Raw genomic sequence first — 12,843 nt, 5'->3', positions numbered from 1 at the left:
TTCCGACTCTTTTTTGTTACAATCAATACATGAAAAAAATTGACAAGAAATATAAAGTAGGGGAGACTTTCGGTGTTAGCTATTGAGGAAATTAAAAAAATCACGCCAAGCAACCTTCCTGCTTTGACCATTTTGGCTGGAGATGACTTGGGTCAGTTTGAGTTGTTGAAGGAGCAGTTTCTCCGCCAGATTCAGTTTCAACCGGGCGATTTGAACACTGCTATTTTTGATATGAAAGAAGCAAACTATCAGGATGTGGAGTTGGACTTGGTCAGTCTGCCTTTTTTTGCGGATGAAAAAATCGTAATTTTGGACCATTTTGCTGATTTGACAACAGCCAAGAAGCGCTATCTGACTGATGAAGAACTCAAATCTTTTGAAAATTATCTGGAAAATCCAGCGGATACAACTCGTCTGGTTATCTTTGCAGAAGGCAAATTGGATAGCAAGCGCCGTCTGGTCAAACTGCTGAAACGGGACGGGAAAATTTTTGAGGCTGCAGAACTCAAGGAAGCAGATCTACAGGCTTATTTCAGCAAGGAAGCGCAGGCAGAAGGATTACAATTTGCTCCGACAGCTTTCGATCAGTTGCTGCTGAAATCAGGTTTTCAGTTCAGTGAAGTTAGTAAAAATTTAGCCTTTCTGAAAGGTTATAAAGAGTCCGGTCAGATTGGTTTAGAAGACATTGCCGAGGCCATTCCCAAGACTCTTCAGGACAATATTTTTGACCTGACCCAGCTTATTTTGCAGCAGAAGATTGATGAGGCCAGAAGCTTGGTCCGAGATTTGACTCTTCAAGGTGAGGATGAAATCAAGCTTATTGCCATTATGCTGGGGCAGTTTCGTATCTTTACGCAGGTTAAGGTTTTAGCGGAAAATGGCAGAGCTGAGAGTCAGATTGTGTCTGATTTGTCCGACTATCTAGGCCGCAAGATCAATCCTTATCAAGTCAAGTTTGCCTTAAAGGATGCTCGCTCACTGAGTTTAGCCTTTCTTAAAAAGACTATGGCCTGTTTGATTGAAACGGATTTTCAGATTAAGTCGGGGCTGTATGATAAAGATTACCTGTTTGATTTGGCTCTGCTCAAGATTGCGACGGGTGAGCTACAAGCAAAATAGTTGAAAAATTCTAATGATTGCGTTATCATTTTTATAATCATATAGAAAAAGAGGTCTATCAAATGGCAATTATCTTACCTGATCTTCCTTACGCTTACGATGCGTTAGAGCCTTACATTGATGAAGAAACAATGCACTTGCATCATGACAAGCACCACAATACCTATGTAACGAATGTTAATGCTGCGCTTGAAAAACATCCTGAAATTGGTGAAGACTTGGAAAAATTATTGGCTGATGTGGAGTCTATCCCAGCTGATATCCGTCAAGCAGTCATCAACAACGGTGGTGGTCATCTTAACCACGCTCTTTTCTGGGAATTGATGACACCAGCAGAAACATCACCATCTGCAGAGTTGGCAGCGGATATCGAAGCTACTTTTGGATCATTTGAAGACTTTAAAGCATCTTTCACTGCAGCGGCTACAACTCGTTTTGGTTCTGGCTGGGCTTGGTTGGTTGTCAACAAAGAAGGCAAGTTGGAAGTAACTTCAACAGCAAATCAGGATACTCCTATTTCAGAAGGTAAAACTCCAATCTTGGGACTGGATGTTTGGGAACATGCTTACTATGTGAAATACCGCAATCTTCGTCCGAACTACATTCAAGCTTTCTTCTCAGTTATTAACTGGAAAAAGGTTGACCAACTTTACGCTGCTGCGAAATAAACAGGCAGTTTCAATATATAAAAAGGCGAATCGATTAAAGATTTGCCTTTTTTAATGCTTAAAATGCCTTTTTTCTGGATTTCACTTGTTATTTTCCTCATAATTTTTTATAATACAAATGCTAGGAGAAATGTTTTGAGTAAAAAAATTGTAACGATTATCGTAGCTGTCCTTTCTTGTCTTTGTCTGCTGGGCTTCATCTTCCTTTTTATAACCCAACGAAATAAGGCTATTGAAAAGAAAGCACAAGAGGCTGCCCAACTTGCAAAGTCTGGCGAGCAAGAACAGGAAGAAGAGAAAGTCAAGCCTGATTCCAAACCAGTTGAAGAAAAGCCGAAGCCTGTTGAGAAAAGTCTAGAGGAAAAGCAGAAGGTCATGGAGGCGGATGGGCCGACTATGGATGCCTTGGGGCTGCGATTTGACTATGCAAATTTGGATTTGACTCAGGTCATTCAGGCTTATATGACCGAAATGGGAATTGAACCCTCCCAGGTTGCATTTTCATATAAGGATTTGACGACTGGCAAGACCTTTGCCATGAATGATACCCAGCCTATGACTGCGGGATCGACCTACAAGCTCCCTCTCAATATGCTGGTAGTAGATGAGGTTGCTGCCGGCAAACTTTCTATGGACGAGCGGTTTGATATTACCAATACAAACTATGAATATAGGGGCGAGCATGATAACTATGTTGGTGCTTTCAATGGTGCTATGAGAATATCAGACATGCAGGAATATTCCTTGGTTTATTCTGAAAATACTCCAGCCTACGCTTTAGCAGAGCGTCTAGGCGGCATGGAAAAGGCCTATGATATGTTTAGTCGCTACGGTCAGTCCAAGGCTGATATTAAGACGATCAGCCGTGAGAATAATAAGACCACGACGGACTACTATATTCAGGTCCTTGAGTATTTGTCTAAAAATCAGGAAAAGTACAAGGATATCCTTTATTATATAGGCGAATCCTTCCCAGGTGAATACTATAAGCGCTATCTACGTGACATTACCATCTATCAAAAGCCTGGATATGTTCGTGAGGCGCTCAATGTGGATGCATTAGTTATGGAAGAGAAGCCCTATATTATAGCTCTCTATACGGCTTATTTAGGTGGTAGCACCGAGGCCAGTGATGAGATCAGTGGTGTCGGAATTGAGCAAGTTGGTCAGTTAGCCTACGTCATCAATGAATGGCATCGGGTTAATATGAACTAATCTAATAGAAATCAAAAAAATATGCTTTAGGTGAAAATCTGGGCGTATTTTTGTTTTTTTATTGCAGTAAAGCTTGATGATTTTTAGATAGAATACTATTTAGAAAAAAATCAAAATAGATTTGACAGAAAGAAAAGAAAGATGTATAATCTATTTAGAAAAAAATCTAAACAGTTCAGGAGAAAAAACGATGATTTCCATTCATATCTTGATTGCTATGCTGCTTATTTTAGGAGCAGTCCTTGTTCCTTTGGTTTATTTTAAAAAGACCAAGCACATTTCTCTATTAGTCTTCCTTTTAGGGGGAGTTGGCTTTTATCTGTCTAGTCAGGTTCTGGAAAATATCTTGCACCGTATCGTCTTACAACCTCAGGCTGATGGGACTATCGCTTTGCGGACGGAAAATCCTTGGCTATACGTTCTTTATGCTATTGCTGCGGCAGCTATTTTTGAAGAAACAGCCCGCTGGGTCATCTTTTACTGGCTGCAGAAGAAGCGCCCACTGACCTTTAGGGATGGTATAGCCTATGGCTTGGGGCATGGTGCTATTGAGGCTCTGTTTGTTGGTATTGTCAGTCTCTTAAACTTTTGGGTTATAGCTCAAGTAGTGACTCAGGGGAATGCTCAGACGCTGGCTCAAATTCCTCAAGCAGTTATTGACAATGTCCGCTCTATGAGCGCTGGCAGCATCTATCTTTTGGCTCTTGAGCGGATCTTGGCTATTCTCATCCAAATCTTGCTGACTTTCTGGGTTTGGAAGGCGGTCAAGGAGAAGGCTCCAGTGTATTTTTTAGCCGCTCTAGGACTTCATGCCCTGATTGACTTAGCGCCTGCTCTGGCTCAGGTAGGTGTTCTTCCGCCGCTTGCAGTTGAAGCTTTGCTCTTGGTAGAAGTAGTGGCACTAGTCTTTCTGACCAAGAAAATCTTGAAAGTTTACCTGAAAGAAAGGTCTAATCATGGGGATCAGTCAAACGCTTAAAGCTCTAGCTGACCCAGTTCGAAGAGGGATTCTGGAAATGCTCAAGCATGGTCCGAAGTCTGCTGGGGAGATTGCTCAAGCTTTTGAGCTGACCCCTGCGACGGTATCCTACCACCTCTCTCAGCTAAAGAAAGCTGGTCTGCTCATAGAAGAAAAGCAGAAGAACTATATTTATTACAGCTTAGATGTCACTGTTTTTGAAGAAATTCTTGCCTGGTTTCAATCTCTTGGAGGAGGAAACGAAAATGAAAAAAAATAGTTTACAAGAATTAGGTTGGGCGCTTGGCGTCATGCTCTTGCCAGTTTTATATTCCATCTGGGTCTATCAAACATTACCAGAAAACTTGGCTATTCACTTTGACTTATCTGGAAAAGGAAATGCTTTTTTACCTAAGTTTTTAGTAGTTTCGGCTTTTCCAATTGTCATGATGCTGCTAGAAGTTATGATTTACTGGATAACCATTGCCAAAGATATCTTAAATAGAACCTTTAAGCACCTTATTCGCTGGATATTTCCTTTTACCTTTGTTTCGCTGTATCTAGCTACCATTTATCGGGGGTTAAATGAGGAATTTGATATCCGTAAAACAGCAGCAATGGTGGTTGCTTTGGTTTTCATAATTGTAGGCAATTACTTGCCCAAAAAAGTACAGGCTGACAGAGAGCCCATGAATAGAAAATGGGCATACCTCTTTGTTTTGTTAGGATTTATTGCTTTTATAGTCAGCATTTTCTATTTGTAAGCGGATTTATGCTATAATGGTATCAAGTATCAAATAAAAGGGTTATCATGATTACCAAGGAGCATTATCAATTTATCCGGCAGCACCCTGCCTTTGTCAATCTGCCAGTGGAGCTTTTCGATAAATTAGCAGTGGAGATTCAGTATCGCAAGATTCCAAAAGGGCAAATTATCTTTTTTGCAGGAGACCGACGAGAGCGTCTTTTTCTCTTGTCTCAAGGCTATGTTCGGATTGAGCAATATGATTCGACAGACACATTTTCTTATATGGATTATGTCAAGAAAAACAGTGTTTTCCCCTATGGAGGTATGTTTTTTGATGAGTGCTATCATTACACAGCCAGCGCTGTCACCAATGTCGAATATTTCTCCATTCCTATTGATTTGTTTGAAGACTATTCAAAGAAGAGTGTGGATCAGCTTTTGTTTATTACCAAGCGGCTGTCGCAAATTCTGGAATTTCAGGAACTTCGTTTGCGCAATGTCGTAGCAGCCAGTGCCAGCGAGCGTGTGGTTCAGTCCTTGTCTCTGCTCTGCATGGATTTGTGCAAGGTAGGAGATAGCCTGCCCTTTCCTATCAGCATGAAAGAACTGGCTAAGCTAGGAGCCACAACTCGGGAAACGGTCAATCAAGTTCTGAAAAAGCTCTTAGATGAAGGTCGGATTGAATACCAACATAAAAAATTAACTTTTAAAGAGAAAGAGTATTTCATGAAATACCTTGCTGGAAGCTAATCGGTTCTGATTGGCTTCTTTTTTGCTTAATAAATTCAAAATATTCTAATATTAACCGTGTATTGATTTTATTTTAAAAAATAAATATTCACAAAAATAATATAATATGTAAAATATTCAAAGAAAACGCTTTAAAGAAGAATATTATAAAAATAAAAATAGAAAAAAGCAAAGGATTTGGCATTTGTAATGTTGGCTTTTTCTTGAAAGCGGTAGCATTAAATGCTAGAATAGTACACGTAAACGGGCTTAGAAAAACCTAAACCGCAAAGAAAAAGGAGGATAGTAGATGTCTACACATCCAATTCGTGTTTTCTCAGAAATTGGAAAACTGAAAAAAGTTATGTTGCACCGTCCTGGCAAGGAGTTGGAAAACTTGCAGCCGGACTACTTAGAACGTCTTCTTTTTGATGATATTCCTTTCTTAGAAGATGCACAAAAAGAACATGATAACTTTGCTCAAGCGCTTCGCAATGAAGGAGTTGAGGTGCTCTATCTTGAGCAGTTGGCTGCTGAGTCACTGACTTCTCCAGAAATCCGCGAGCAATTCATCGAAGAATATCTGGAAGAAGCCAATATTCGCGGACGTGAAACCAAGAAGGCTATTCGTGAACTGCTCCGTGGTATCAAAGATAACCGAGAGTTGGTTGAAAAAACGATGGCAGGGGTTCAAAAAGTTGAATTGCCAGAAATTCCTGAAGAAGCAAAAGGCTTGACGGACTTGGTGGAATCTGATTATCCATTCGCTATTGATCCAATGCCAAACCTCTACTTCACACGTGACCCATTTGCTACAATTGGTAATGCTGTATCGCTCAACCACATGTATGCAGATACTCGTAATCGTGAAACTCTCTACGGTAAATACATCTTCAAACATCACCCAGTATACGGTGGAAATGTTGAACTTGTTTACAACCGTGAAGAAGATACACGTATTGAAGGTGGGGACGAGTTGGTTCTTTCAAAAGATGTGCTGGCAGTTGGGATTTCACAACGTACAGACGCAGCTTCTATCGAAAAACTCTTGGTCAATATCTTCAAGAAAAATGTTGGTTTCAAGAAAGTTTTGGCTTTTGAATTTGCCAACAACCGTAAGTTCATGCACTTAGACACTGTCTTCACTATGGTTGACTATGACAAGTTCACGATTCACCCAGAAATCGAAGGCGATCTTCGCGTTTACTCTGTAACTTATGTTGATGATAAACTTAAGATTGTTGAAGAAAAAGGTGATTTGGCAGAAATCTTGGCAGAAAACCTTGGTGTAGAAAAAGTTCATCTGATTCGCTGTGGCGGTGGCAATATCGTAGCTGCTGCGCGTGAGCAGTGGAATGACGGTTCTAACACCTTGACCATTGCACCTGGTGTAGTAGTAGTGTATGATCGTAATACAGTTACTAACAAGATTTTGGAAGAATACGGCTTGCGTTTGATTAAGATCCGCGGAAGTGAATTGGTTCGCGGTCGTGGTGGACCACGCTGTATGTCTATGCCATTTGAACGTGAAGAAATTTAAGCATACAAGTGCTAACAAATACATAAAGAATAGAAAGAGGAAATAATAGAATGACACATTCAGTATTCCAAGGACGTAGCTTCTTAGCAGAAAAAGACTTTAGCCGTGCTGAGTTAGAATACCTTATCGGTCTTTCAGCTCACTTGAAAGATTTGAAAAAACGCAATATTCAACACCACTATCTTGCTGGCAAGAATATCGCTCTCTTGTTTGAAAAAACATCTACTCGTACTCGGGCAGCTTTTACAACAGCAGCCATTGACCTGGGAGCACATCCAGAATACCTTGGTGCAAATGATATCCAGCTTGGTAAGAAAGAATCTACAGAAGACACTGCTAAAGTATTGGGCCGTATGTTTGATGGGATTGAATTCCGCGGCTTCAGCCAACGCATGGTAGAAGAATTGGCAGAATTCTCAGGTGTTCCAGTATGGAATGGTCTGACAGACGAATGGCATCCAACTCAAATGTTGGCTGACTACTTGACTGTTCAAGAAAACTTTGGCCGTCTGGAAGGCTTGACATTGGTATACTGTGGTGATGGACGTAACAACGTTGCCAACAGCTTGCTGGTAACAGGAGCTATCCTTGGCGTCAACGTTCATATCTTCTCACCAAAAGAACTCTTCCCAGAAAAAGAAATCGTTGAATTGGCAGAAGGCTTTGCGAAAGAAAGCGGCGCACATATTCTCATCACAGAAGATGCTGACGAAGCAGTTAAAGGTGCTGATGTTCTTTACACAGACGTTTGGGTATCTATGGGTGAAGAAGACAAGTTTGCAGAACGCGTTGCCCTCCTCAAACCTTACCAAGTAAACATGGATTTGGTGAAGAAAGCTGATAACGAAAACTTGATTTTCTTGCACTGCTTACCAGCATTCCACGATACAAATACTGTTTACGGTAAAGATGTCGCTGAAAAATTCGGCGTAGAGGAAATGGAAGTAACAGACGAAGTCTTCCGCAGCAAATATGCTCGTCATTTTGACCAAGCAGAAAACCGTATGCACACAATTAAAGCGGTTATGGCTGCAACTCTTGGAAACCTCTACATTCCAAAAGTATAATCTTACATAAGAAACCGTCTACCAACAGCTATGAGGGCTGCGACTAATAGCTTTAGTCCGGCCCTCTTTTATATGATAAGGAAAGCTCATTTTCTTATTGAAAATTAAAAAATCTACTAAAATAAATTGGAAGCGCATTCATTAGAGCGCAATTAAGGAGAATTTAATGGGAAATCGTAAAATCGTTGTAGCCTTGGGAGGAAATGCCATCCTTTCATCTGACCCATCAGCGAATGCACAGCAGCAAGCCTTGGCGGAAACTGCAAAACACTTGGTAAAATTGATTAAAAACGGGGATGACCTTATCATTACCCATGGAAATGGTCCACAGGTAGGGAACTTGCTGCTGCAACACTTGGCAGCAGACTCTGAAAAGAATCCTGCCTTCCCACTAGACTCTCTTGTGGCTATGACAGAAGGCAGCATAGGCTTCTGGCTGCAGAATGCTTTGCAAAATGCTCTCTTGGATGAAGGTATCGAAAAGAATGTTGCTTCTGTTGTGACGCAAGTAGTAGTTGATAAGAACGATCCAGCTTTTGTCAATCTCAGCAAGCCAATCGGACCTTTCTACTCAGAAGAAGAAGCCAAAGCAGAAGCTGAAAAGAGCGGAGCGACTTTCAAAGAGGATGCTGGACGTGGTTGGCGTAAGGTTGTTGCTTCACCAAAGCCAGTGGATATCAAGGAAATTGAAACGATCCGTACGCTTTTGAATCAAGGTCAAGTAGTAGTAGCTGCGGGCGGCGGCGGGATTCCTGTCATCAAGGAAGACAATGGCCATCTTACGGGTGTTGAAGCCGTTATTGACAAGGACTTTGCTTCTCAGCGCTTGGCAGAGTTGGTTGATGCAGACCTCTTCATCGTCTTGACGGGTGTGGACTATGTCTTTGTTAACTACAACAAACCAGACCAAGCTAAGCTGGAACATGTGAATGTTGCTCAGTTGGAAGAATACATCAAGCAAGAACAATTTGCACCAGGCAGCATGCTTCCAAAAGTAGAAGCAGCTATCGCCTTTGTCAATGGCCGTCCAGAAGGCAAAGCAGTTATCACATCTCTGGAAAATCTGGGCGCTCTGATTGAGTCTGAGAGCGGTACGATTATTGAAAAAGGCTAGGCATAGAACTGATTGAAAGTCGATAGCAGCTGAACTCTGTCGCTGCTGCAAGTCTTTTCCTGAAAATCTTTGATTATTTTCAAAAACACTGGCTTTTTCAATGTTAATATGGTAAAATAAAAACAAAGTAAGCGTTTTCTTGTTTGCTCATACAGGGGAATGCAGGTTCGTAACCTCGTTAAAAAATTTTTAGGAGGGAATACAAATGAGTGAAAAAACAAAAAAAGGGTTTAAGATGCCTTCATCTTACACCGTATTGTTGATAATCATTGCCATTATGGCAGTGCTGACTTGGATTATCCCAGCAGGGGCTTTTGTAAAAGGTGTTTATCAGCCTCAGCCACAAAATCCACAAGGGATTTGGGATGTCCTGATGGCACCGATTCGTGCAATGCTGGGTACGCATCCAGAAGAAGGCTCCTTAATCAAGGAGACGAGTGCAGCGATTGATGTTGCCTTCTTCATCCTCATGGTTGGTGGTTTCCTTGGCGTTGTCAATGAAACTGGCGCTTTGGATGTAGGGATTGCCTCCATCGTTAAGAAGTACAAGGGTCGCGAAAAGATGCTGATTGTTGTCTTGATGCCTCTCTTTGCCCTCGGTGGTACTACCTATGGTATGGGTGAGGAAACCATGGCCTTCTATCCGCTTTTGGTGCCGGTGATGATGGCAGTTGGTTTTGACAGCCTGACAGGGGTGGCTATTATCCTGCTTGGTTCGCAAATCGGATGTTTGGCTTCTACGCTAAATCCATTTGCAACGGGTATCGCTTCAGCAACTGCTGGTGTTGGTACTGGTGAAGGGATTGTCCTTCGTCTTATCTTCTTGGTTGTTCTGACAGCTCTCAGTACTTGGTTTGTATACCGCTATGCGGATAAGATTCAAAAAGATCCGACCAAGTCATTGGTTTACAGCACTCGCGAAGAAGATTTGAAACACTTTAACGTTGAGACTTCTTCATCTGTTGAGTCAACTCTGAGCAAAAAGCAAAGAACAGTTCTATTCCTGTTCATCATGACATTTGTCCTTATGGTATTGAGTTTCATTCCTTGGACAGATCTCGGTATTACTATCTTTAAGGATGTCAATACCTGGCTGACAGGTCTTCCAGTACTCGGTAAGATTATTGGTTCGTCTACTTCTGCACTGGGTACTTGGTACTTCCCAGAAGGAGCTATGCTCTTTGCCTTCATGGGAATCTTGATTGGCGCTGTTTACGGTCTCAAGGAAGACAAGATTATCTCAGCCTTTATGAACGGTGCAGCTGACCTGCTTAGCGTAGCCCTAATCGTAGCAATCGCTCGTGGTATCCAAGTTATCATGAATGACGGTATGATTACAGACACTATTCTCAACTGGGGTAAACAAGGACTCAGCGGTCTGTCATCACAAGTATTTATCGTCTTGACCTACATTTTCTACCTGCCAATGTCCTTCCTTATCCCATCATCATCAGGTCTGGCCAGTGCGACTATGGGAATCATGGCTCCGTTGGGAGAATTTGTCAATGTCAAGGCAAGCTTGATCATCACAGCTTACCAGTCTGCTTCAGGTGTGCTGAACCTGGTTGCTCCAACTTCTGGTATCGTTATGGGGGCTTTGGCACTCGGACGTATCAATATTGGTACTTGGTGGAAATTTATCGGTAAGCTGATTGTAGCTATCATTGCGATCAGTATTGGTCTCTTACTCCTAGGAACTTTCTTACCGTTCCTATAAGCTAGAAGCTGAGGTGATTCCATGAAAAATTTTATAACGGAAAAAGTTAAAGAAGATTTTCTTGAATCTTTGAAAGCAATCGTTTCTTATCCTTCAGTACTGAAGGAAGGTCAAAATGGAACACCTTTTGGACAAGCTATCCAAGATGTCCTAGAAAAAACTTTAGAAATCTGTCGGGAGCTAGGTTTTACAACCTACCTCGACCCTAAAGGTTATTACGGATATGCAGAAATCGGTCATGGAGCTCAGCTCCTGGCCGTTCTCTGTCATTTGGATGTTGTTCCATCAGGTGATGAGTCGGACTGGCAGACGCCGCCTTTTGAAGCCACTGTCAAAGATGGCTGGATTTTTGGTCGTGGGGTGCAGGACGACAAGGGACCTTCCATGGCCGCTCTTTATGCTGTAAAAGCATTGCTGGACAGTGGAGTGGAATTTAAAAAGCGGGTTCGCTTTATCTTTGGTACAGATGAGGAGACACTTTGGCGTTGTATGGGTAGATACAACCAGCTAGAAGAGCAGGCTACAATTGGCTTTGCACCAGACTCTTCCTTCCCTTTGACCTATGCTGAGAAGGGGCTTCTGCAGCTTAAGCTAGAAGGACCTGGCTCTGATACTTTAGAGCTCGAAGCTGGTCAAGCTTTTAATGTCGTTCCTGCCAAGGCTTCCTATTCAGGCAGCCTACTAGAGTCAGTCGTTGCTGGCTTGGAAGGTTTAGGCTATGAATATGAGCGAACGGCAGAAAAAGTAACGGTTATCGGCTTGCCCAAGCACGCTAAGGATGCCGCTCAAGGAGTCAATGCTATTATTCGATTAGCTAAGGTTTTGCAGCCCTTGGATTCGCATCCGGCTCTTGCCTTTCTGGATCAGGCGGTTGGTGAAGATGCGACAGGCAGCCATCTCTTTGGTCCTGTGTCTGATGAACCGATGGGCTTTCTTTCCTTTAATGTTGCCGGTCTGACTTTAACCTCTGATCGCTCTGAGATTCGGATTGACATGCGGATTCCGGTCTTGGCAGACAAGGATAAGTTGGTTGAAAATCTAGCAGAAATAGCCAGTCAATACGAGCTGACCTATCAGGAGTTTGACTACTTGGCTCCGCTCTACGTACCTTTGGACAGTGAGTTGGTTAGCACCCTGATGGAAATTTATCAGGAGAAAACAGGAGACGACAGTCCAGCTATGTCTTCTGGCGGAGCGACCTTTGCTCGTACTATGCCTAACTGTGTTGCCTTCGGCGCTCTCTTTCCGGGAGCTGATCAGACAGAGCATCAGGTCAATGAACGATTCCGCCTAGACGATCTGTATGAGGCAATGGATATTTACGCGGAAGCCATTTATCGTTTGGCTACAACACCTTAAATGCTGACTTTTTGAAACTATCTTCGGTAATGCATTGCTCTAGTCAATTCTGGCTTTCTGGTTTGCTGATGATTTTCATTGAGGCAAAAATTGTAAATAGAAAAAGCTGAGGCAAATTTTGTCTCAGCTTTTATTTACTAAAGAAGAATGGTGGGGTGAATTCTTTGAGCTTCTCAAAGCAGTCAAGGGCCCCTTGATCATCCTCGCAGATAATCAGACAGACGTCATCACCGCAGACAGTAGCAACAATCTGTGGCAGCTCTAGAGCGTCTAAGATTGCACCGAAAGACTGGGCCAGACCAGGCAGAGTTTTCATAACGACTTGGTTTTTAACTGGCCGCAGCATGACCAAAGCATCCTCCATATAGAAACGAAGGCGTTTTTCCCAACGGGATGGTGCAATGCTATTGATGATATAGTAGGAAGTATCGTTCTCACTGACCTTGACCAGATTGAGTGCTTTCATATCTCGTGAAAGAGTGGACTGGGTTACAATGACGCCGTTGGCTTCCAGATGCTCCTGAAGTTCTTGCTGGGTATGGATTTTCTTTTCCATGATTAAGGAGCGGATGAGACGGTGTCTGCTTTCAATTTTATTCATAAATTTTC

The 12,843-nt window shown here is 42.3% G+C and carries 13 protein-coding genes; 12 read left to right on the top strand and 1 reads right to left on the bottom strand.

Going from position 1 to position 12,843, the window contains the following annotated elements:
• Positions 1-72 precede the first annotated feature (72 nt).
• From holA to DQM55_RS08080, 12 genes are all read left to right on the top strand, one after another.
• Positions 73-1,119, top strand: coding sequence for a DNA polymerase III subunit delta (holA, locus tag DQM55_RS08135; protein WP_111676095.1), 1,047 nt, complete (start codon positions 73-75; stop codon positions 1,117-1,119).
• Between the two features lie 62 nt (positions 1,120-1,181).
• Positions 1,182-1,787 carry a superoxide dismutase SodA gene (gene sodA, locus DQM55_RS08130; protein WP_009659917.1) on the top strand — a complete coding sequence of 202 codons (606 nt, stop codon included), beginning with the start codon at positions 1,182-1,184 and terminating at the stop codon, positions 1,785-1,787.
• A 135-nt stretch (positions 1,788-1,922) separates the two neighbouring features.
• Positions 1,923-3,002, top strand: coding sequence for a serine hydrolase (locus DQM55_RS08125; protein ID WP_009659969.1), 1,080 nt, complete (start codon positions 1,923-1,925; stop codon positions 3,000-3,002).
• Between the two features lie 190 nt (positions 3,003-3,192).
• The gene (locus DQM55_RS08120) at positions 3,193-3,981 is read left to right on the top strand and encodes a YhfC family glutamic-type intramembrane protease (protein WP_111676093.1); all 789 of its coding nucleotides are present in this window, start codon (positions 3,193-3,195) and stop codon (positions 3,979-3,981) included.
• The gene (locus DQM55_RS08115) at positions 3,959-4,240 is read left to right on the top strand and encodes an autorepressor SdpR family transcription factor (protein ID WP_032905516.1); all 282 of its coding nucleotides are present in this window, start codon (positions 3,959-3,961) and stop codon (positions 4,238-4,240) included. Before DQM55_RS08120 ends, DQM55_RS08115 begins: the two co-directional genes overlap by 23 nt.
• Positions 4,227-4,724 carry a DUF1648 domain-containing protein gene (locus DQM55_RS08110; RefSeq protein WP_009659858.1) on the top strand — a complete coding sequence of 166 codons (498 nt, stop codon included), beginning with the start codon at positions 4,227-4,229 and terminating at the stop codon, positions 4,722-4,724. The genes DQM55_RS08115 and DQM55_RS08110 overlap by 14 nt, the downstream gene beginning before the upstream one ends.
• 47 nt (positions 4,725-4,771) lie before the next feature.
• Entirely contained in the window at positions 4,772-5,458 is a 687-nt protein-coding gene (locus tag DQM55_RS08105; RefSeq protein ID WP_009659907.1) for a Crp/Fnr family transcriptional regulator, read from the top strand.
• 289 nt (positions 5,459-5,747) lie between these two features.
• On the top strand, positions 5,748-6,977 hold the full coding sequence (arcA, locus tag DQM55_RS08100; protein WP_002897955.1) for an arginine deiminase: 1,230 nt from the start codon (positions 5,748-5,750) through the stop codon (positions 6,975-6,977).
• A 50-nt stretch (positions 6,978-7,027) separates the two neighbouring features.
• Positions 7,028-8,044 carry an ornithine carbamoyltransferase gene (argF, locus tag DQM55_RS08095; protein ID WP_002897953.1) on the top strand — a complete coding sequence of 339 codons (1,017 nt, stop codon included), beginning with the start codon at positions 7,028-7,030 and terminating at the stop codon, positions 8,042-8,044.
• A gap of 166 nt (positions 8,045-8,210) precedes the next feature.
• Positions 8,211-9,158, top strand: coding sequence for a carbamate kinase (arcC, locus tag DQM55_RS08090; protein ID WP_111676091.1), 948 nt, complete (start codon positions 8,211-8,213; stop codon positions 9,156-9,158).
• A gap of 205 nt (positions 9,159-9,363) precedes the next feature.
• Positions 9,364-10,875, top strand: coding sequence for a YfcC family protein (locus DQM55_RS08085; protein ID WP_111676089.1), 1,512 nt, complete (start codon positions 9,364-9,366; stop codon positions 10,873-10,875).
• A gap of 21 nt (positions 10,876-10,896) precedes the next feature.
• Entirely contained in the window at positions 10,897-12,234 is a 1,338-nt protein-coding gene (locus DQM55_RS08080) for a dipeptidase (RefSeq protein ID WP_111676087.1), read from the top strand.
• Positions 12,235-12,364: 130 nt separating this feature from the next.
• Here the strand turns inward: DQM55_RS08080 and DQM55_RS08075 are convergent, their stop codons facing one another.
• Positions 12,365-12,835, bottom strand: coding sequence for an arginine repressor (locus DQM55_RS08075; RefSeq protein ID WP_002917512.1), 471 nt, complete (start codon positions 12,833-12,835; stop codon positions 12,365-12,367).
• Positions 12,836-12,843: the final 8 nt, after the last annotated feature.

Source organism: Streptococcus sanguinis (assembly GCF_900475275.1).
GTDB classification, from domain to species: Bacteria; Bacillota; Bacilli; order Lactobacillales; family Streptococcaceae; genus Streptococcus; species Streptococcus sanguinis_N.
The sequence above is the reverse complement of the archived record's forward strand: the minus strand, read 5'-3'. Positions and strand labels throughout refer to the sequence as shown.